Source organism: Streptomyces sp. SM11 (assembly GCF_002910905.1).
Lineage (GTDB): Bacteria > Actinomycetota > Actinomycetes > Streptomycetales > Streptomycetaceae > Streptomyces.
Genome location: NZ_NEUE01000088.1, coordinates 1 through 18724, shown reverse-complemented (window position 1 = coordinate 18724; position 18724 = coordinate 1). Strand labels below are relative to the sequence as shown.

General features: G+C 69.2%; 14 protein-coding genes, 1 tRNA gene and 1 pseudogene. 10 read left to right on the top strand and 6 right to left on the bottom strand.

What is annotated here, in order from left to right; all coding sequences use genetic code 11:
* Positions 1-17 precede the first annotated feature (17 nt).
* Complete coding sequence (locus tag B9S58_RS05720; RefSeq protein WP_103531039.1) at positions 18-155, bottom strand: SPW_0924 family protein; 138 nt, start codon at positions 153-155, stop codon at positions 18-20.
* Positions 156-312: 157 nt separating this feature from the next.
* Positions 313-2136, bottom strand: coding sequence for a lytic murein transglycosylase (locus B9S58_RS05715; protein WP_103531038.1), 1824 nt, complete (start codon positions 2134-2136; stop codon positions 313-315).
* A gap of 188 nt (positions 2137-2324) precedes the next feature.
* On the opposite strand from B9S58_RS05715, the gene B9S58_RS05710 reads away from it, so the two are divergent.
* Positions 2325-3206, top strand: coding sequence for a DUF4184 family protein (locus tag B9S58_RS05710; RefSeq protein WP_103531058.1), 882 nt, complete (start codon positions 2325-2327; stop codon positions 3204-3206).
* Between the two features lie 64 nt (positions 3207-3270).
* Here B9S58_RS05710 and polA read toward each other — a convergent pair whose 3' ends face one another.
* Positions 3271-5982, bottom strand: a complete 2712-nt coding sequence (polA, locus tag B9S58_RS05705; protein WP_103531037.1) for a DNA polymerase I — start codon at positions 5980-5982, stop codon at positions 3271-3273.
* A 131-nt stretch (positions 5983-6113) separates the two neighbouring features.
* On the opposite strand from polA, the gene B9S58_RS05700 reads away from it, so the two are divergent.
* The 7 genes from B9S58_RS05700 to B9S58_RS05670 all read left to right on the top strand — a co-directional run bounded on the left by B9S58_RS05700 (position 6114) and on the right by B9S58_RS05670 (position 15295).
* Positions 6114-8393 carry an FdhF/YdeP family oxidoreductase gene (locus tag B9S58_RS05700; RefSeq protein WP_103531036.1) on the top strand — a complete coding sequence of 760 codons (2280 nt, stop codon included), beginning with the start codon at positions 6114-6116 and terminating at the stop codon, positions 8391-8393.
* Between the two features lie 88 nt (positions 8394-8481).
* Positions 8482-8952 (top strand): PaaI family thioesterase, encoded by a 471-nt coding sequence (locus B9S58_RS05695; protein WP_103531035.1) that lies wholly within the window; start codon positions 8482-8484, stop codon positions 8950-8952.
* Positions 8953-9561: 609 nt separating this feature from the next.
* A complete protein-coding gene (locus B9S58_RS05690) occupies positions 9562-10791 on the top strand; it encodes a branched-chain amino acid ABC transporter substrate-binding protein (RefSeq protein WP_181009196.1) in 1230 nt (409 codons plus the stop codon).
* Between the two features lie 113 nt (positions 10792-10904).
* Positions 10905-11834 (top strand): branched-chain amino acid ABC transporter permease, encoded by a 930-nt coding sequence (locus tag B9S58_RS05685; RefSeq protein WP_103531034.1) that lies wholly within the window; start codon positions 10905-10907, stop codon positions 11832-11834.
* 5 nt (positions 11835-11839) lie between these two features.
* A complete protein-coding gene (locus tag B9S58_RS05680; protein WP_103531056.1) occupies positions 11840-13624 on the top strand; it encodes a branched-chain amino acid ABC transporter permease in 1785 nt (594 codons plus the stop codon).
* Between the two features lie 4 nt (positions 13625-13628).
* A complete protein-coding gene (locus B9S58_RS05675; protein WP_103531033.1) occupies positions 13629-14582 on the top strand; it encodes an ABC transporter ATP-binding protein in 954 nt (317 codons plus the stop codon).
* Entirely contained in the window at positions 14579-15295 is a 717-nt protein-coding gene (locus B9S58_RS05670) for an ABC transporter ATP-binding protein (protein WP_103531032.1), read from the top strand. The genes B9S58_RS05675 and B9S58_RS05670 overlap by 4 nt, the downstream gene beginning before the upstream one ends.
* Before the next feature lie 82 nt (positions 15296-15377).
* Here the strand turns inward: B9S58_RS05670 and B9S58_RS05665 are convergent, their stop codons facing one another.
* The gene (locus tag B9S58_RS05665; protein WP_103531031.1) at positions 15378-16034 is read right to left on the bottom strand and encodes an ANTAR domain-containing response regulator; all 657 of its coding nucleotides are present in this window, start codon (positions 16032-16034) and stop codon (positions 15378-15380) included.
* A 97-nt stretch (positions 16035-16131) separates the two neighbouring features.
* On the opposite strand from B9S58_RS05665, the gene B9S58_RS05660 reads away from it, so the two are divergent.
* Together B9S58_RS05660 and B9S58_RS38745 are read left to right on the top strand one after the other, a co-directional pair.
* Positions 16132-16207: transfer RNA gene (locus tag B9S58_RS05660), tRNA-Leu, on the top strand.
* A gap of 168 nt (positions 16208-16375) precedes the next feature.
* Positions 16376-16489 (top strand): annotated as a pseudogene (locus B9S58_RS38745) (helix-turn-helix domain-containing protein); the annotation flags it as partial.
* Positions 16490-16495: 6 nt separating this feature from the next.
* On the opposite strand, the gene pyk reads toward B9S58_RS38745, so the two are convergent.
* Both pyk and B9S58_RS05645 read right to left on the bottom strand, forming a co-directional pair.
* Positions 16496-17935, bottom strand: a complete 1440-nt coding sequence (pyk, locus tag B9S58_RS05650) for a pyruvate kinase (RefSeq protein ID WP_103531029.1) — start codon at positions 17933-17935, stop codon at positions 16496-16498.
* A 120-nt stretch (positions 17936-18055) separates the two neighbouring features.
* Positions 18056-18724 (bottom strand): SIMPL domain-containing protein (locus B9S58_RS05645; protein ID WP_103531028.1); only part of this gene is annotated, 669 nt, incomplete at its 5' end.

The following is an 18724-nucleotide window of genomic DNA, read 5'->3' as shown; positions in this document are numbered from 1 at the left end:
CTCTCCCTCTGCGGCGGCTATCTCTTCGGGCCCGGGACGGTGGTCAGCAGGGGTTCGGGCGAGGTCTCCCCGGACGGGGAGCCGACGGCGGAGACGGTGAACACGAGCGCGAGGGCGGCGGCCAGTCCGATGGCGGCGGCGACGAGGGCACGCATGCTCGGCCTCCCGGGGCGGTGATCCGACGGCGGTGACCTGATGGGTCGTCAGGACTGGGGCACCGTAGCAACCGGGGCGCGAGATGAGAACACAGCGGACAGCCCCTCCACCGGGCGGTGCAGGGGCTGTCCGACTGCCGTGTGCGGTACCGCGGGGTCAGGCTTCGGGGGTCTCCGTCTTCCCCGGGGCCGTCTCCTCGGGAGCCGATTCCTCGGGGGCCGTCTCCTCCGGGGCGGCCTCCTCAGGGGCCGTCTCCTCCGGGGCCTGGATGGTGAGCTCGATGACGACCGAGGCGCCGCCCTCGGTGGTGAGGCGCAGCAGATAGGTGCCCTCGGTGTCGTCCGCGAAGATCTCCGGGAGCCGGAGCACGCCCTCGGCGTCCGTCGTCAGGGTGGTGAGAGTGCGGACCGGCGTGTCGTCCTCGTCCTTGAAGTACGGGCCCCTGTCGTTGTCGACGAGCCCCAGGGGGTCCTTGACCATCGTGGCGGTGACGGCCACTCCGGCCGCGGCGGCGGCCTCGTAGGTGGCCTTGACGGTGACGACGTCCGCGAACTTCTCGCCGGGGGCGGCGACGAGCGCCTTGTCGCCGGTGCGGGCGATCGCGTCGGCCTGGCGGGCGGTGACGGTCGCCGCGTAGGTAAGGGTGCGCGGCCTACCGATGCCGGCGACGGCGGTCACGGTGAACTCCCCGGCCTGCTCGCCAGCCTGGAGCGCCGGCGCGGTGGCGGTGCCGTCGGCCCCGGTCGTCACCGTGACGGTCTTCCCGCCGCCGGTGAAGAGCGTGCCGGTGTTCCCGGTGACGGCGAACGTGACGGGCACCTTGGCGAGCGGAGCGCCGAGCGCGTTGCGGGCACGGACGGAGACCCGCTCGTCGAACGCCTGGCCCGCGGTGGCACGCAGCGGGCCGGTGCCCGCGTTCTCCAGGGAGCCGAAGGTCTCGGACGGCGGCGTCGGCTTGGGGGTGGGCGGCTTCGGGATGGGCGGCTTCGGGGTGGGCGGCTTCGGCTTCGGGCTGGTGGAGCCGTCGCCGCCGGGCTTCGACGCGCCCGGACTCGGCTTTCCGCCCGGCTTGTGCGGGGAGGGCTTCGGGCTCGGGGTCCGGCTCGGTCCGGGGTTGGTGCTCGGGCCCCGGTTCGGGGAGGGAGTGCTCGGGGCGGTGGGCAGCGTTCCGGTGCCGTCGGGGATCTCGTGCGTACCGCGCTGGTAGTACGAGAACCAGGAGCGGACCGTGCGCAGATACTCCGTCGAGCGGTTGTAGCTCAGCACGGCGCTGTCGAGGTCGGCGGCGAGCGCCAGATCCCGGTCGTTGGCGCAGAGGTAGCGGCCGGCGGCGAGCGCCGCGTCGTAGATGTTGTTGGGGTCCTTGCGGCCGTCGCCGTTGGCGTCCTGGCCCCAGGAGGCCCAGGTCGACGGGATGAACTGCATCGGGCCGACCGCACGGTCGTGGACCGCGTCGCCGTCGTACGCACCGCCGTCGGTGTCCTTGATCAGCGCGAAGCCCCGGCCGTTGAGGGCCGGGCCGAGGATCCGGGGGCTGGCGGTGCCGTTGGCGTCGACGCGCCCGCCGCGCGCCTGGCCGGACTCGACCTTGCCGATCGCCGCGAGGAGTTGCCAGGGCAGCCGGCAGTTCGGGTCGGTGGTCGCGACGGTCCGCTCGGCCTGCTTGTACGCGGCCAGGATCGACGCCGGAATGCCCGCTTCCGTGCCACCGGTCATCGGCAGTTCGCTGGAGGATCGGGGCTTGTCGGGCGTGACCAGAGGGGGAAGGTCCGTGTAGTAGGGCGAGTTGCCGGTCGCGGCGCCGTCGTCCCCGGCACTCGCGGTGTCCTCACCGGCCGCCTTCGGGTCGCCGCCGCCGGCGGCTCCTTCGGCCAGGGTCGCTGCGGGCGCCTGCGAGGCCGTGAGCGCCGCCACGACGGCCGCCGCCACCGCGGTGGTCGTGGCCCCCTTGCGCAGACGTCGGCGAATATGCGCTGCCATACGTTCCGGTCCCTCCCCCTCGAAGGCTGCTCGCGCTCCCCAGCGCAAGGACTCCAGCGACCCTACGGCACCTTGTGTCGCCCGGGCACCGAGCCCTGACCGCTTCTTACTGTTTTCTCACCTTCCCGGGCACAGGTTGTCCCGTCGGCCACGGAAGGGTGCCCGAACGGTCCCGCATACTGGCCGCCATGCCGTTCACGCTCAGTCATGCCGCCGCCGTGCTCCCGGCGGTCCGCCGGGACGGGACCGGCCGGTGGCCGCTGTTCCCCTCGGCGCTCGTCGCCGGTTCCTTCGCGCCCGACATCACCTACTTCGCGGACACGGCGATCCCCGGGGCGATGGAGTTCGGGTCGTTCACACACACCTTCCTCGGGGTGGTCACGGTGAACGTGGCCATCGCCGCGGTGCTGGTGGCGGTGTGGGCGCTGCTGCGGGAGCCGCTGGTGGCGCTGCTGCCGGTACGCGTACGGGGCCGAGTCCACGTCTTCGTCCGGGGGCAGCGGTGGACGCGCGCCTCCTTCGGGCCGTCCGCCCGGCTGTGGTTCGCCGTCTCCGGCGCGCTGGGGGCGGCCACCCATGTGGCGTGGGACGCGTTCACCCACCACAGCCGCTGGGGGACGGAGCTGGTGCCCGTGCTCAGCCGCAGCGTCGGCGGCTTCCCGGTGTTCCAGCTCGTCCAGTACGGCAGTTCGGCCCTCGCCCTCGTGGTCATCGGCTGGTTCGCCGCCACCGGGCTGCGGCGCACCGCGCCGGCCCCCGCACCCGATGAGGTCCCGGTGCTCGGCCGCCGGGAACGGTGGGGCGCACTCGGCCTGCTGGCCCTGTGCGTGCTGCTCGGCGTCGTCCACCGCTGCGCCCGCTGGTACGCCCACTTCGGCCGGGTGGAGAGCCCGCTCGACATCATCCCCACGGCCTGCTTCGGCGGGGGCGCCGGGCTGGCGGCCGGACTGCTGCTGTACGGGGTGTGGATGCGCCTGGTGCGGAGGCGACGGGGGACGGAGGACCCGGGGCAGGCCGCATCCGCGCCGGAGGCGTCCCGTACGGACGTGTCCGCCGGCCGGAAGCAGTGACACGGGAGGGGCCCACGACCGCGACACGGTTGTGGGCCCCTCCCCCGTCAGGCTTCCCCGCGGCTCAGTGCGCGGCCGACTCCCAGTCCTTGCCGACGCCGACCGAGACGTCGAGCGGGGCACGCAGCTCGACCGCGTGGGCCATCTCGTGGCGCAGGATCTCCTCCACCCGCTCCCGCTCGCCCTTCGCGATCTCCAGGACGATTTCGTCGTGGACCTGGAGCAGCATCCGCGAGGTCAGCTCCGCCTCGGTCAGCGCCCGGTCCACCCGCAGCATCGCCACCTTCACGATGTCCGCGGCCGTGCCCTGGATCGGGGCGTTGAGCGCCATCCGCTCGGCGGCCTCGCGGCGCTGACGGTTGTCGCTGTTGAGGTCGGGGAGATAGCGGCGGCGGCCCAGGATCGTCTCCGTGTACCCGGTGGCCCTGGCCTCCTCGACGACCCGGTGGAGATAGTCCCGTACCCCGCCGAACCGCTCGAAGTAGGTGTCCATCAGCCCTCGGGCCTCGGCGGGGTCGATGTTCAGCTGCTGGGAGAGGCCGAACGCGGACAGCCCGTAGGCCAGGCCGTAGGACATGGCCTTGATCTTGCGGCGCATCTCCGCGTCGACCGCGTCCTTCTCGACGCCGAAGACCTGCGAGGCGACCGTGGTGTGAAGGTCCTCGCCGGAGGTGAACGCCTCGATCAGACCGGCGTCCTCGGAGAGGTGCGCCATCACGCGCAGCTCGATCTGGCTGTAGTCCGCCGTCATCAGCGTCTCGAAGCCCTCGCCGACGACGAAGCCCCGGCGGATCGCCCGCCCCTCGTCCGTACGGACGGGGATGTTCTGCAGGTTGGGGTCGGTGGAGGAGAGCCGGCCGGTCGCCGCCACCGTCTGGTTGAACGTGGTGTGGATCCGGCCGTCGGCCGCGACCGTCTTGATCAGACCCTCGACGGTGACCCGCAGCTTGGCCTGCTCGCGGTGGCGCAGCATCAGGACCGGCAGCTCGTGCTCGGTCTGCGCGGCCAGCCAGGCCAGCGCGTCCGCGTCCGTCGTGTATCCCGTCTTGGTCTTCTTCGTCTTCGGCAGACCCAGCTCGCCGAAGAGGATCTCCTGGAGCTGCTTGGGCGATCCGAGGTTGAACTCACGGCCCACCGCCGCGTGCGCCTCCTTGATCGCCTGCTGCACGGTCCCGGCGAACTGCTGCTCCATGGACTCCAGATGGGCCCGGTCCGCGGCGATCCCGTGCCGCTCCAGACGGGCCAGGAGGATCGACGTCGGCAGCTCCATGTCGTGCAGCAGCTCCGCCGCGCCCACCTCCTTCAGGCGGGTGGTGAACGCGTCGCCCAGGTCGAGCACGGCGCGGGCCTGCGCCATCAGGGCATCCGCCTCGGCCCGGTCGTCCGCACCGAAGGCCAGCTGCCCGTCGGAAGCGGCGGCCGGGGCCAGCTCCCGGCCCAGATACTCCACGGCCAGCGCGTCCAGGGCGAACGAGCGGCGGCCCGGCTTCACCAGATACGCGGCGAGCCCCGTGTCCATGGCGACGCCTTCGAGCTGCCAGCCCATCTCCGGGAAGACCCGCATCACGTTCTTCGCGTTGTGCAGGACCTTCGGCCGCTCCGGGTCCGACACCCAGGCGGCGAACGCCCGCTCGTCGGCCTCCTCCAACTGGGTCGGGTCCAGCCAGGCGGCGGCCCCGTCGGCCGCGGCGAGCGCGATCTCGGTGACCGTGCCGGCGCCGAGCGACCAGGTGTCCACCGTCATGACGCCGAGCGGCTGCGCACCGTGCGCCGCCAGCCACGGAGCGACCTCGCCGGAGCCGAGCACGGCCCCGTCCAGCTCGATCCCGGCCGCGGGTGCGGGCGGCTCGGCCTCCGCCGCGCCCGGGTCGACGGCCAGCAGCCGCTCGCGCAGGCTCGGGTTGCGGATCTCCAGTATGTCCAGGACACCGGTGACCGCCGTACGGTCGTACGGGGCGCGCTCCAGTTCGGCCGGGGCCTTCGGGAGCTCCACGTCACGGACCATCTCGGTCAGCACGCGGTTCATCTTCACCGCGTCCAGGTGGTCGCGGAAATTCTGCCCGGCCTTGCCCTTGACCTCGTCGGCCCGCTCGACCAGATCGGCGAACGAACCGAACTGGTTGATCCACTTCGCGGCCGTCTTCTCACCGACCCCGGGAATGCCCGGGAGATTGTCCGACGGGTCGCCGCGCAGGGCGGCGAAGTCCGGATACTGCCGCGGGGTGAGTCCGTACTTCTCGACGACCTTCTCCGGGGTGAACCGGGTCAGCTCGGAGACCCCCTTGGTGGGGTAGAGCACGGTCACGTTCTCCGTGATCAGCTGGAAGGAGTCCCGGTCGCCTGTGACGATCAGGACCTCGAACCCGGCCGCCTCGGCCTGGGTCGCCAGCGTCGCGATGACGTCGTCCGCCTCGAACCCGTCCACCGCGAACCGGTCCGCGCGCATCGCGTCGAGCAGCTCGCCGATCAGCTCGACCTGCCCCTTGAACTCGTCGGGGGTCTTGGAGCGGTTCGCCTTGTACTCCGGGAACTCCTGCGCACGCCACGTCTTGCGGGACACGTCGAACGCCACCGCGAAGTGCGTGGGCGCCTCGTCACGCAGGGTGTTCGCCAGCATCGACATGAAGCCGTACACGGCGTTCGTCGGCTGCCCCACCGCCGTCGTGAAATTCTCCGCGGGCAGAGCGAAGAACGCCCGGTACGCCAGGGAGTGCCCGTCCATGAGGAGCAGGCGCGGTCGGTTGTCTGCCGTCTTGTTCGATGCCGTCTCAGCCACGCCCCCGATCCTGCCACGGCCCACTGACAATCCGGACCGGCACGACATCCGGAGGGCCGTGACAGGATCGACGGTGAGGACGTACGGAGGACGTACGGACGTGGAAGAAGCGCTCGAAGGGGAGCAGCATCATGGCCACCAAGCCGCCGACCGGTGACCCGGTCCAGGACGCCCCGCAGGTCGGGCCGGCCCCGCACGCCGCCGCCGGACTGCCCGCCGTCGCCCACTCTCTGCGCATCGCCCAGCAGCAGATGGGCGTGCGCCGCACCGCGCGGACCCTCCTCAAGGTCAACCAGAAGGACGGCTTCGACTGCCCCGGCTGCGCCTGGCCCGAGGGCGACGAGCGGCACACCGCCGAATTCTGCGAGAACGGCGCCAAGGCCGTCGCGGAGGAGGCGACACTGCGCCGCGTCACCCCCGACTTCTTCGCCGCCCACCCGCTGGCCGACCTCGCCGGGCGCAGCGGCTACTGGCTGGGCCAGCAGGGCAGGATCACCCACCCGGTGTACCTCCCCGAGGGCGCCGACCGGTACGAGGCGGTGACCTGGGAGCGGGCGTTCGCGATCATCGCCGAAGAGCTGAGGGCCCTCGACTCTCCCGACGAGGCCCTCTTCTACACCTCCGGCCGCACCAGCAACGAGGCCGCTTTCCTGCTCCAGCTCCTCGCCCGCGAGTTCGGCACCAACAACCTGCCCGACTGCTCCAACATGTGCCACGAGTCGTCCGGCTCGGCGCTCACCGAGACCATCGGGATCGGCAAGGGCAGCGTCTCACTGGACGACCTCCACCAGGCCGACCTGATCATCGTCGCCGGCCAGAACCCCGGCACGAACCACCCCCGGATGCTGTCCGCCCTGGAGAAGGCCAAGAACTCCGGCGCGAAGATCATCTCGGTGAACCCGCTGCCCGAGGCCGGCCTGGAACGGTTCAAGAACCCCCAGACCCCGCACGGCATGCTCAAGGGCACCGCACTCAACGACCTCTTCCTCCAGATCCGCATCGGCGGCGACCAGGCACTCTTCCGCCTCCTCAACAAACTCGTCCTCACCACCGAGGGAGCCGTCGACACCGCGTTCGTCGCCGAACACACCCACGGTTACGAGGAGTTCGCCCGCGCCGCCGAAACGGTCGACTGGGACGAGACGCTCACCGCCACCGGCCTCACCCGCGCCGAGATCGAGCAGGCCCTCACCCTCGTCCTCGCCTCGAAACGCACCATCGTCTGCTGGGCGATGGGCCTCACCCAGCACAAGCACTCCGTGCCCACCATCCGCGAAGTCGTCAACTTCCTTCTGCTGCGCGGAAACATCGGCCGCCCCGGCGCCGGCGTCTGCCCGGTGCGCGGCCACTCCAACGTCCAGGGCGACCGCACCATGGGCATCTTCGAACGCCCCGCACCCGCCTTCCTCGACGCCCTCGACAAGGAATTCGGCATCACCTCGCCGCGCCACCACGGCCTGGACGTGGTGCGCTCCATCCAGGCACTGCGCGACGGCGACGCGAAGGTCTTCTTCGCCATGGGCGGCAACTTCGTCGCCGCCACCCCCGACACCGCCGTCACCGAGACCGCGATGCGCCGCGCCCGACTCACCGTCCACGTCTCGACCAAACTCAACCGCTCCCACGCCGTCACCGGGACCCGCGCCCTGATCCTGCCCACCCTGGGCCGCACCGACAAGGACGTCCAGGCCGGCGGCAAGCAGTTCGTCACCGTCGAGGACTCCATGGGCATGGTCCACGCCTCCCGCGGCAACCTCACCCCCGCGAGCCCCCACCTGCTCTCCGAACCGGCCATCGTCGCCCGCCTCGCCCGCGCGGTCCTCGGCGCCGGATCCCGTACGGACTGGGAGGCCTTCGAACGGGACTACGCCACGATCCGCGACCGCATCTCCCGCGTCGTCCCCGGCTTCGAGGACTTCAACACCCGCATCGCCCGCCCCGGCGGCTTCACCCTCCCCCACGCCCCCCGCGACGAACGCCGCTTCCCCACCACCACCGGCCGCGCCAACTTCACCGCAGCCCCCGTCGAATACCCCGAACTCCCCGACGGCAGGCTCCTGCTGCAGACCCTGCGCTCCCACGACCAGTACAACACCACCATCTACGGCCTCGACGACCGCTACCGGGGCATCAAGGGCGGCCGCCGCATCGTCATGGTCAACCCCCAGGACGCCGCCGCCCTCGGCCTCGCCGACGGCGCGTACACCGACCTCGTCAGCGAGTGGAAGGACGACGTCGAACGCCGAGCGGACGGCTTCCGCATCGTCCACTACCCCACCGCCCGAGGCTGCGCCGCCGCCTACTACCCGGAGACCAACGTCCTGGTCCCCCTGGACTCCACGGCCGACACCAGCAACACCCCGGCCAGCAAATCAGTCGTCGTCCGCTTCGAGAACACCCGGAGCGACTGAGAACCGCCACCCCTAAGCGTCCGCTCAGCCGTCTGATAAGAACAGTGCAGACAGCGACGAACCAGCGCAGACGATCGGAGCCGGACCCATGGGCGAACACCCCACCCCCCTCTTCCCCCAGGAAGTCATCGACGAATACGCGGCACTCGGCGTCGACCTGCCCGCCCTCTTCTCCGCCGGCCACCTCGGCGAGCGCATGGGCGTGACCATCGTCGAGGCCTCCGCCGACCGCGTCGTCGGCACCATGCCCGTGGAAGGCAACACCCAGCCCTACGGACTCCTGCACGGAGGCGCCTCCGCCGTACTCGCCGAGACCCTCGGCTCCATCGGCTCCATGCTCCACGGAGGGGCCGCCAAACTCGCGGTCGGCGTCGACCTCAACTGCACCCACCACCGTGGCGTCCGCAACGGCCTCGTCACCGGCGTCGCCACCCCCGTACACCGGGGCCGCTCCACCGCCACGTACGAGATCGTCATCACCGACGAACAGGACAAGCGGGTCTGCACCGCACGCCTCACCTGCCTCCTCCGCGACGCCCCGCGACCCGAAGCAGCCTGACACGCACCGCACACACCCCCGCACCGCCACCACCCCCGCCCGGCCGGAATCGCACCACGCGCATTCCGGCCGGGCGCTGCCATACCCCCACCAAGGAAAGGATGTTGCCCACCACACTCGGTCAACACCCTTGACCCCAAAGCGCGTTCAATGAGCCACTCAGCAGTCACATCAGCCTCAACGACCCCGAGGCCCCGAACGCCGATGTAACACTGCGTAACACGCAGGCAATGCGGAATCCAGCCGCACACCCCGGCCGGAACCACCCGGGACGCTCCGCCGCGCCCTCCCCCGCCACCGGACCGCGTCAGCACCAAGATCACCTCAAGCCCCTTAGCAGAGCTGCGCGTTCTCACCATGTGACCCCTTCGCACTCCAGGCGAAACCCCCACATGTCCTCACAGGAACCTCAAGCCTTGCTCAAGGGCATAACAAGAGAGTCACATCCGCCGCCGACCAGTCCCGATGGCCCCCGGCTGCGCTTAGAGTCACCGCCAGTCACCGCGCCGCCGGGCGCGTCTGCTGCACGGCCCTGTACCAAACCAGTACGGCCCGGCGATCGACACGGCACCTCAAGCAGAGGAGGCCGCGCCAGGGAAAGGACTTTTCGTGCGACACCGTTCTTCGCTCATACTCACCGCAGTGCTCACCACCGGAGCACTCACCCTCACCGCCTGCGGTTCGCGCGACGACAGCAAGGGCAGCAGCGACGGCGGCAACGGCAACCAGACGGTCGTCATCGGCCTCGACGCCCCGCTCACCGGCGACCTGTCCGCCCTCGGCCTCGGCATCAAGAACTCCGCCGAGCTCGCCGTCAACACGGCCAACAAGGACAAGACCGTCCCCGGCGTCACCTTCAAGCTCCAGGCCCTCGACGACCAGGCCCAGCCCTCCGTCGGCCAGCAGAACGCCGTCAAGTTCATCGACACCAAAGAGGTCCTCGGCGTCGTCGGCCCGCTGAACTCCGGCGTCGCCCAGTCGATGCAGAAGCCCCTCAACGACGCCAAGCTGACCCAGGTCTCCCCGGCCAACACCGGCACCGAGCTGACCCAGGGCAACAACTGGAAGACCGGCGACAAGAAGCGCCCCTACGCCTCCTACTTCCGCACCTCCACCACGGACCAGATCCAGGGCGCCTTCGCGGCCACGTACCTCTTCGAGACCGCGAAGATCAAGGACGTCTACCTCATCGACGACCAGAAGCCCTACGGCGCCGGTCTCGCCGCCTCCTTCAAGGCGAAGTTCACCGAACTCGGCGGCAAGATCGTCGGCACCGACCACGTGAACCCCGAGGACCGCGACTTCAACTCCGTCGCCACCAAGGTCAAGAGCTCCGGCGCCAAGGCCGTCTACTACGGCGGCGAATACCCCGCCGGCGCCCCCCTGAGCCAGCAGATCAAGGACAACATCAAGCTCCCCTTCATGGGCGGCGACGGCATGTACAGCGCCGACTTCATCAAGCTCAACAAGAAAGCCGAAGGCGACATCGCCACCTCCGTCGGCAAGCCCGTCGAAGAGCTCGACTCCGCCAAGAAGTTCATCGCCGACTACAAGACGGCCGGCTACAAGGACGCCTACGAGGCCTACGGCGGCGGCACCTACGACGCCACCTGGTCCATCATCGAGGCCGTCAAGATCGTCGCCGCCGAGAACGACGGCAAGATCCCCGCGGACGACGCCCGCGCCAAGATCCTCGCCGCCATGGACAAGGTCAAGTTCGACGGCGTCACCGGCCCCGTCTCCTTCGACGAGTTCGGCGACACCACCAACACCCTGATGACCGCCTACCAGGTCACCGGCGGCAAGTGGGTCTCCAAGGTCAGCAGCACCATCGAGTAACCACCGGCCGGGCCACAGCCCGCCACCGTCACGCAAAGCAACCAGACCGCGCGGGAGCGCTACGAGCCCTCCCGCGCGGTGCCGTATCCGAACCACTCCACGGAGGCCCTGCGGTGAACGAACTGCCGCAACAGCTGGCCAACGGACTCATCCTCGGCGCGATGTACGGTCTCATCGCGATCGGTTACACGATGGTCTACGGAATCATCCAGCTCATCAACTTCGCGCACGGCGAGATCTTCATGATCGGGGGCTTCGGAGCCCTCACGGTCTACCTCGGGCTTCCGTCCGGATTCTCCCTCATAGCCGCGATACCCCTCATGATCGTCGGCGGCGTCATCTCCGCCGTCGCCATCAGCATGGCCGCCGAACGCTTCGCCTACCGGCCCCTGCGCGGCGGACCACGCCTGGCCCCACTCATCACCGCCATCGGGCTCTCCCTCGCCCTCCAGCAGGCGGTGTGGATGTGGTACCCCGACGCCACCAAGGACCGCTCCTTCCCCCAGTTCGAAGGCGAAGCCCTCGACATCCTCGGCGCCACCATCCAGCGCGGCGACATCTTCGTCCTCGTCTCCGCGCCCCTGTGCATGCTCGCCCTCGGCTTCTTCGTCTCCAAGACCCGGGCCGGCCGCGGCATGCAGGCCACCTCGCAGGACCCCGACACCGCCAAGCTCATGGGAATCAACACCGACCGCATCATCGTCATGGCCTTCGCCATCGGTGCCGCGTTCGCCGCCGTCGCCGCCGTCGCCTACGGGCTCAAGAACGGCCAGATCGGCTTCCGCATGGGCTTCATCATGGGCCTCAAGGCCTTCACCGCAGCCGTCCTCGGCGGCATCGGCAACATCTACGGCGCCATGCTCGGCGGCATCGTCCTCGGCGTCGCCGAAGCACTCGCCACCGGCTACATGAGCGAAGTCCCCGGCATGGAACTCTTCGGCGGCGGTGCCTGGAAGGACGTATGGGCCTTCGCGCTCCTCATCATCGTCCTCCTCGTACGCCCCCAGGGCCTGCTCGGCGAACGCGTCGCGGATCGGGCGTGATGACCATGACCACCAACACCAAACCCGCCGCCAGCGCGCTCATCGCGCTGCCCGCGGCCCGCCACCTCACCACCGCCGGCGCGGCCATCACCCTCATCGGCACCTTCCTCGCCTGGACCTGGACCGCCGAATTCCCCGGCGACCTCACCGTCACCGGCTACCCCGGCGGCCTCCAGGTCCTCACCCTCATCGGCGCCGCCCTCACCCTCCTGTTCGCCCTCTCGGGCTACGGGATCAAGGGGCTTCACCTCCTCACCCCCGGCGGCACCAACAGCCCCGTCCGACTCGCCGCACTCGGCGTCCTCGGCACCACCGGCTACGCCATCGGCGCCATCGCCGCCAAACTCGGCGGCGTCGTCAACCTGGAACCCGGAGCCTGGGTCAGCCTCGCTGGCGCCATCATCGCCACCGTCGCCTCCCTCGGCCTCCCCAGCGACCAGGAACTCGACGACACCACCCGCCCCACCCCGCTCAACCGCCTCGTCAACAGCCTCCGCGCCCCCGCGCCCACACGCGCCAAGGAACTCCCCAACTGGGCCGAGATCCTCATCATCGCCGGAGCCTTCGGCGTCGCCCTCCACGTCTTCACGTACGGCATCGACACCGACTACGCCGAACTCTTCATCGGCTACATCATCAGCGTCGCCTTCGGCTTCACGGCACTCACCCGCGCCGGACTCATCGCCCGCATCACCCGGCTCACCACCAAGCACCGCAACGTCACCCTCGCCGCCGCACTCATCGCGGCGTTCTGCTTCCCCTTCACCCAGCAGAACGAGCAGTACGCCCTCATCGGCGCGAACATCCTCATCTTCGCGACCGTCGCGCTCGGCCTCAACGTCGTCGTCGGCCTCGCCGGCCTCCTCGACCTCGGATACGTCGCCTTCCTCGGCGTCGGCGCCTACGCCGCCGCCCTCGTCTCCGGCTCCCCCCTCTCCCCCGTCGGCGTCCAGTTCCCCTTCTGGGCCGCCGTCCTCACCGGCGCCGCCGCATCACTCGTCTTCGGCGTCGTCATCGGCGCCCCGACCCTGCGACTGCGCGGCGACTACCTCGCCATCGTCACCCTCGGATTCGGAGAGATCTTCCGCCTCACCGTCAACGCCCTCAACGGCGTCAGCGGCCCCGACCTCACCAACGGCTCCCAGGGCATCCCCAGCATCCCCGACCTCAACCTCTTCGGCTTCGACTTCGGCACCAGCCACAACATCGCCGGATTCACCCTCGGCAGGTCGGCCAACTACTACCTGCTGATGCTCGTCTTCACCGCCGTCGTCGTCCTGGTCTTCCGACGCTCCGGAGAATCCCGCATCGGCCGCGCCTGGGTCGCCATCCGCGAGGACGAGACCGCAGCCACCGCCATGGGCATCAACGCCTTCCGGCTCAAACTGCTCGCCTTCGCCCTCGGCGCCACCCTCGCCGGACTCGCCGGTACCGTCCAGGCCCACGTCTCCTACACCGTGACGCCCGAGCAGTACCAGTTCGCCGGCTCCGTACCCCCGAACTCCGCCTTCCTCCTTGCCGCCGTCATCCTCGGCGGCATGGGAACCCTCAGCGGACCCCTCGTCGGCGCCGCACTGCTCTACCTCATCCCGGCCAAGCTCCAGTTCATGCAGGACTACCAGCTCTTCCTCTTCGGCATCGCGCTCATCCTCCTGATGCGCTTCCGCCCCGAAGGACTCGTCGCCGACCGCAGGAAGCAGCTCGAATTCCACGAGACCGACCAACCCGACACCCCACCGGACGTCCCACTCACCGACCAGACCGCCGGCACCACGAAGGCGGGGGCGTGATCACATGACCACCGAAACGACCACCCCGGCCACCCCTGCCACCGCACCCACCACGGTCCTCGACGCCAGCGGCGTCACCATGCGCTTCGGAGGACTCACCGCCGTCAAGGGCGTCGACCTCACCGTCAACAGCGGCGAGATCGTCGGCCTCATCGGCCCCAACGGCGCCGGCAAGACCACCTTCTTCAACTGCCTCACCGGCCTCTACATCCCCACCGAGGGCAAGGTCAGCTACCAGGGCACCGTCCTGCCGCCCAAGCCCCACCTCGTCACCAAGGCCGGCATCGCCCGCACCTTCCAGAACATCCGGCTCTTCTCCAACATGACCGTCCTGGAGAACGTCCTCGTCGGCCGCCACACCCGGACCAAGGAAGGCCTGTGGTCGGCCCTCCTTCGCCTCCCCGGCTACCACAAGGCAGAAGACGCCAGCCGCGAACGCGCCATGGAACTCCTGGAGTTCATCGGCCTCCAGAACAAGGCCGACCACCTCGCGCGCAACCTCCCCTACGGCGACCAGCGCAAGCTGGAAATCGCTCGCGCCCTGGCCAGCGACCCCGGACTCCTCCTCCTGGACGAGCCCACCGCCGGCATGAACCCCCAGGAAACCCGCGTCACCGAAGAACTCATCTTCGCCATCCGGGACCAGGGCATCGCCGTCCTCGTCATCGAGCACGACATGCGGTTCATCTTCAACCTCTGCGACCGCGTCGCCTGCCTCGTCCAGGGCGAGAAACTCGTCGAAGGCACCCCCGGCGAAGTCCAGGCCGACGAACGCGTCGTCGCCGCCTACCTCGGCACCCCCTTCGAAGGCGCCCCCGGCGCCGAAGAGGTCGCCGAGGTCGAAGCAGCCGAAGCGGACGCCGAAGCGGCCCACACCGGGACGACCACCGGCACCACCACGACGGCGAAGGACACCACACCCGACACCCCCAGCACCGATGAGGAGGGCACCCGATGACCGCACTGCTAGAGGTCCAAGACCTCCGGGTCGCCTACGGCAAGATCGAAGCGGTCAAGGGAATCTCCTTCACCGTCGACGCCGGCCAGGTCGTCACCCTCATCGGCACCAACGGCGCGGGCAAGACCACCACCCTGCGCACCCTCTCCGGACTGCTCAAGCCGCTCGGCGGCCGCATCCTCTTCGAGGGCAAACCGCTGGCCAACATCCCCGCCCACAAAATCGTCTCCCTGGGCATCGCCCACTCCCCCGAGGGACGCCACATCTTCCCCCGGCTGACGATCACCGAGAACCTCCTCCTCGGCGCTTACCTCCGCAACGACAAGGCAGGCATCGAGAAGGACATCCAGCGCGCCTACGACCTCTTCCCCATCCTCGGGGAACGCCGGAAACAGGCCGCGGGCACCCTCTCCGGCGGCGAACAGCAGATGCTCGCCATGGGACGCGCCATGATGTCCCAGCCCAAACTGCTCATGCTCGACGAGCCCTCCATGGGACTCTCCCCGATCATGATGCAGAAGATCATGGAGACCATCGTCGAACTCAAGGCGGCGGGCACCACGATCCTGCTCGTCGAGCAGAACGCCCAGGCCGCCCTGTCCCTCGCGGACCAGGGTCACGTCATGGAGGTCGGCAAGATCGTCCTCTCCGGCGCGGGCTCGGACCTGCTCCACGACGAGTCGGTCCGCAAGGCCTACCTCGGCGAGGACTGACGCTCCTGCCGTACGTATGCGAGAGGCCCGCACCCGGAACTTCCTCCGGGTGCGGGCCTCTCGCTGTCGTACGCGTACGCGACTACTCGGCCGACTTCTTCTTCTCCTCGGCGTCCTCGATCAACGCCTCCGCCAGCTGCTGCATGGACATCCGACGGTCCATCGACGTCTTCTGGATCCACCGGAACGCGGCCGGCTCGGAGAGCCCGTAATCCGTCTGCAGGATGCTCTTCGCCCGGTCCACCAGCTTCCGGGTCTCCAGCCGCTGGGACAGGTCCGCGATCTCGCTCTCCAGCGCCTTCAGCTCCGCGAACCGGGAGACGGCCATCTCGATGGCCGGCACCACGTCGCTCTTGCTGAACGGCTTCACCAGATACGCCATGGCCCCGGCGTCGCGGGCCCGCTCGACCAGGTCGCGCTGCGAGAACGCGGTGAGCATCAGGACCGGGGCGATGGACTCCTCGGCGATCTTCTCGGCGGCGGAGATCCCGTCGAGGACCGGCATCTTCACGTCCAGGATGACGAGGTCCGGCTTGTACTCCCGGGCCAGCTCGACGGCCCGCTGCCCGTCGCCCGCCTCACCGACGACGGAGTAGCCCTCCTCCTCCAGCATCTCCTTGAGGTCGAGGCGGATGAGTGCCTCGTCCTCGGCGATGACGACGCGGGTCGTCAGCGGCGGGACGTGCGACTTGTCGTCGTCGACGGCGTCTACGGGCTGGGGCGACTCGGGGGTGGTCACGGGGCTCCTCGGTATGGGGCAGATACTGCTGCCACGAGCCTACCTAGCTCCTGTAAGGTAGTGACGCGCAGGGCAGCAATGACCCTTCCTTTCTAAGGCCCCAGTACTCCAACTTGGTTAGAGAGGCCGCTCTCAAACAGCGGACAGTGTGGGTTCGAATCCCACCTGGGGCACTTTTCCTTGGATTCCAAGGCGCAAGGTGATTCGACGAACTTCACTTGATCTGAGTATGCGTGTGCCATTCCACGCCGGGTCGGGTGCCTGCGCGACAAAACTCGGCAGCATGTACGACATGGGGACCCGCGAGCGAGCTCTGGCTCTGGTCGCGCAGGGTCGCAGCCGCCGTGGGCGTCGAGTGGACGACCCTCGCTCGTGGCAGCGATCCGTTCAACATCTCCGTAGCCCGACGGGCATCCGTCGCCCTCATGGATGCGCACGTCGGGCCGAAATACTGAGCCGCCCTACTTCGGGCTGTCGTCTTCACCGATGCGGTGCACGCGGACCAGGTTCGTGGAGCCCGCGACGCCGGGCGGGGAGCCGGCGGTGATGACCACGACGTCGCCCTTCGCGCAGCGGCCGATACGCAGGAGTTCTTCGTCGACCTGGGCGACCATCGCGTCCGTGGAGTCGACCTTCGGGCCGAGGAAGGTCTCGACGCCCCAGGTGAGGTTGAGCTGGGCGCGGGTGGCTTCGTCGGGGGTGAAGGCGAGGAGCGGGATGGGTGAGCGGTAGCGGGAGAGGCGCTTGACCGTGTCGCCGCTCTGGGTGAAGGCGACGAGGAATTTCGCGCCGAGGAAGTCGCCCATCTCGGCGGCCGCGCGTGCCACCGCGCCGCCCTGGGTGCGGGGTTTGTTGCGTTCGGTGAGAGGCGGGAGGCCCTTGGCGAGGAGGTCTTCCTCGGCGGCTTCGACGATGCGGGACATGGTACGGACGGTCTCGATGGGGTATTTGCCGACGCTGGTCTCGCCGGAGAGCATGACGGCATCGGTGCCGTCGATGATGGCGTTGGCGACGTCCGAGGCTTCGGCGCGGGTGGGGCGGGAGTTGTCGATCATCGAGTCGAGCATCTGGGTGGCGACGATGACGGGTTTGGCGTTGCGGCGTGCGAGTTTGATGGCGCGCTTTTGGACGATGGGTACTTGTTCCAGGGGCATTTCGACGCCGAGGTCGCCGCGGGCGACCATGATGCCGTCGAAGGCGGCGACGATGTCGTCGATGTTGTCGACGGCCTGGGGTTTTTCGACCTTGGCGATGACGGGGAGGCGGTGGCCTTCTTCGTCCATGATGCGGTGGACGTCGTCGATGTCGCGTCCGGTGCGGACGAAGGAGAGGGCGATGATGTCGGCGCCAGTGCGCAGGGCCCAGCGGAGGTCGTCGATGTCTTTCTCGGAGAGGGCGGGGACGGAGACGGCGACGCCGGGGAGGTTGAGTCCCTTGTTGTCGGAGACCATGCCGCCTTCGATGACGGTGGTGTGGACGCGGGGGCCGTCGACGTCGGTGACTTCGAGGGTGACGCGGCCGTCGTCGACGAGGATGCGTTCGCCGGTGGTGACGTCGGTGGCGAGGCCGTCGTAGGTGGTGCCGCAGATGTCGCCGGTGCCCTGGTCTTCGAGGGGTTCGACGGTGATGGTGAAGGTGTCGCCGCGTTCAAGGAGTACGGGGCCTTCACGGAAGCGTCCGAGGCGGATCTTCGGGCCTTGAAGGTCGGCGAGGATGCCGACGTTGCGACCGGTCTCCTCGGACGCTTTGCGCACGTGGTGGTAGCGCTCTTCGTGTTCGGCGTAGGTGCCGTGGCTGAGGTTGAAGCGGGCGATGTCCATTCCCGCTTCGATCAGGGCTTTGATCTGGTCGTACGTGTCGGTTGCGGGTCCCAGGGTACAAACGATTTTCGCTCGGCGCATGGGTCGAGACTAAACCTTACCTGCGGGTAGGTATTTGGCTCTGTATGACACCTCAACAACCTTCTGATGAAGGGTTGTTGACAAGTGTTGAATTGTGCAGCGGGGTGCTCTGATGAGCGTTTATCCGAGGTGCGGCGGGATGAGTGTGAAGGATGCTTCGACCTGGGCGTCGACACTCTGGCGTACGGGTTCGAGGTCGACGGGTGCGGCGTCGGTGGCGGCTTCCGCGCCGGCGGCCGCGAAGGGTACGGCGTGGGCGGAGAAGGCGGCGCGGGTCGTGCGGGGGCCGACGTGGGTGCCGGTGTCGCTGAGTTCGAGGAGGGCGCCGAGGCGGGTGTCGAGGGCTTCGGCGTACTCGCGGGCGCGTTGGAGTGCTTCCTGGACGGCTTGGCGGCGGGCGGCGGCGTGGACGGGGGAGGTGGGGCGCAGTGCCCACCAGGGGCCGTCGATGCGGGTGAGGTCCTGGTCTGCGAGGCGGGCGAAGATTTCGCCGAGGGTGGTGAAGTCGCTGAGGGTGGCGGTGAGTTGGATGCTGCCGTGGTAGGCGCGGATGCGTTCGCCGCGGCCGTGGCGGGTGAGTTCGGGGCGGATGGCGAGGGTGCCGGTTTCCAGTTTCTCGATGGTGTCGCCGTAGGTCTTGATGAGGTCGAGGGTGGTGGTGTTGCGGCGGGTGAGGTCGTCGAGGGTGGTGCGGCGGTCGGTGCCGCGGGCGGTGAGGGTGATGGTGATGTGGGCGATTTCGGGGTCGGCTTCGAGGTGGGCTTCGCCGCGGACGGTGACGTGGGGGGT